Raw genomic sequence first — 2075 nt, 5'->3', positions numbered from 1 at the left:
GGATATAGGGCTTGAACGGGTCAAGCTTGCAGGGTCTGGGTGCGCGTGGCTTGTAGCGGATATCCGCTACGGGCAGCGGGCTACGGATATATCTGCGAACGGTCTCACGAGAGCATGAAAGCTGGCGCGCGATGGCGCGTATCGACATGCCCTGACGGTGTAAAACACTCATCTCCACTCTGGTCTCCAATGTCATCATTGGCAGTGCCTTAAAACTGCCATTTTTACCCTGGGTGGGTCAGATTTACATCGGTAGCGACAGGTATAGCCGTGGTCGACAACTAACTTCGCCGCTTCGAGCTTAAATTCCGGCGTGAAATGTTTAGCCATTGGGTCACCTGTGGTGTTGGGAAGGTGAGAATATCACCTTCCGATCAGGTGGCCTGTATCAGTGTGCCACTACAGATACGCCACCTTCTTCAAATCCCCATACACCAAAAATGACCATAACTCATCAGACCCGGTGCAGACAGTAACGTATTGATTGTTGTGTATTGATTGTTGTGGTTTCGCCCCGGGCGCGTTAGCTTAAACAGATAAATTGCACACGGTCGCCACCAGTAGGCGTTGAAAATGAGGAGAAGTAAATGGCTCTGCAACAGGACATTATCGCGGCGCTGGGCGTCAAGCCCACTATTGATGCTCAGGCAGAAATTCGCACCAGCGTTGAATTTCTCAAATCCTATCTAAAAACGTATCCGTTCCTGAAATCGCTGGTGCTGGGCATCAGCGGCGGTCAGGACTCTACCCTGACAGGTAAACTGTGCCAGATCGCCATTAACGAACTGCGGGCCGAAACCGGCGATAGCAGCTACTATTTTATCGCGGTGCGCCTGCCGCACGGCGTACAGCTCGATGAGCAGGACTGCCAGGATGCCATTGCGTTTATTCAGCCAGACCGCGTGCTGACGGTGAACATCAAGGCAGCGGTACAGGCCAGCGAGCAGGCGCTGCACGATGCCGGAATGACGCTTTCCGATTTTATTCGCGGCAACGATAAAGCGCGCGAGCGCATGAAAACCCAGTACAACATTGCCAGTATGACCTCCGGCGTGGTAGTCGGCACCGACCACGCGGCGGAAGCCGTCACCGGCTTCTTTACCAAATACGGCGATGGCGGCACCGATATCAATCCGATCTTCCGCTTGCATAAAGGTCAGGGTAAGCAGCTGCTGAAAGCGCTGGGATGCCCGGAGCACCTCTATCTGAAGCATCCAACGGCCGACCTCGAAGACGATCGCCCGGGCCTGCAGGATGAAGTGGAGCTGGGTGTGACCTATGAGATGATCGACCGCTATCTGGAAGGGCAAACTATCGACCCGGCGGCAGCGAAAACCGTCGAGAACTGGTATCTGAAAACCGAACATAAACGCCGCCCACCGATCACGGTGTTTGACGATTTCTGGAAACATTAACAGCCTGTAGGGGCCGGTCCTATTTTTCGATCGGTGATCTTAACCCGTCATCTCCAGACAGCTTTTGTATCTTAAATTAACTGTGCGGATGGTTTTCATTATGATGCGTGAACGCTGCTGCAAGGTTTCGCAGGGCTGTCCTCACCTCCGGTTTTGGCATGAACGCGATATAGTATTCCTTCATCGTTTTCACAAACCGTTCGGCCATGCCATTACTCTGTGGGCTACTCACCGCTGTTGTACAGGGCTCTAGGTTCAGCTCTCTGGCAAACTTCCTCGTTTCATGCGCGGTATACGCTGAACCATTATCCGTCAGCCACTGCACCGGTGTGTCCGGCAACCTGTCGCCGAAGCGCTTTTCCACCGACCTCAGCATCACATCCTGCACCGTCGAATTGTCGTAGCCTCCGGTGCTTGCCGCCCAGTCTATGGCCTCTCTGTCACAGCAGTCCAGCGTGAACGTTACCCGCAATTTTTCACCGTTATCACAGCTGAACTCGAAGCCGTCAAAGCACCACCGCTGGTTACTTTCTCCAACGGCCACTTTCCCTGTATGCGCCCGCTTCGATGGCGGTATTTCCGGTTTACGCTCAAGCAGCAGCACATTCTGACGCATGATGCGGTAATACACGTTTTTGGCATGGTAGAGTCTTAGGACGT

4 protein-coding genes are annotated in these 2075 nt (G+C 53.6%); 1 reads left to right on the top strand and 3 read right to left on the bottom strand.

All coding sequences use genetic code 11. The annotated features are described in order from the left end of the window. Both BBW68_RS16035 and BBW68_RS20155 read right to left on the bottom strand, forming a co-directional pair. On the bottom strand, nucleotides 1–199 hold a 199-nt coding region (locus tag BBW68_RS16035; RefSeq protein WP_148127558.1), incomplete at its 3' end, for a helix-turn-helix domain-containing protein. Next, nucleotides 196–330: a hypothetical protein gene (locus BBW68_RS20155; protein WP_276325376.1), complete on the bottom strand. Its 135-nt coding sequence runs from the start codon at nucleotides 328–330 to the stop codon at nucleotides 196–198. The genes BBW68_RS16035 and BBW68_RS20155, both read right to left, overlap by 4 nt. A gap of 257 nt (nucleotides 331–587) precedes the next feature. Here BBW68_RS20155 and nadE point away from each other — a divergent pair, with 257 nt between their 5' ends. Then, the gene (gene nadE, locus BBW68_RS06275) at nucleotides 588–1415 is read left to right on the top strand and encodes an ammonia-dependent NAD(+) synthetase (RefSeq protein ID WP_070134466.1); all 828 of its coding nucleotides are present in this window, start codon (nucleotides 588–590) and stop codon (nucleotides 1413–1415) included. A 76-nt stretch (nucleotides 1416–1491) separates the two neighbouring features. Here the strand turns inward: nadE and BBW68_RS06270 are convergent. Then, on the bottom strand, nucleotides 1492–2075 hold a 584-nt coding region (locus BBW68_RS06270), incomplete at its 5' end, for a DDE-type integrase/transposase/recombinase (protein WP_070134465.1).

Source organism: Candidatus Erwinia dacicola (assembly GCF_001756855.1).
GTDB classification, from domain to species: domain Bacteria; phylum Pseudomonadota; class Gammaproteobacteria; order Enterobacterales; family Enterobacteriaceae; genus Erwinia; species Erwinia dacicola.
The sequence above is the reverse complement of the archived record's forward strand: the minus strand, read 5'-3'. Positions and strand labels throughout refer to the sequence as shown.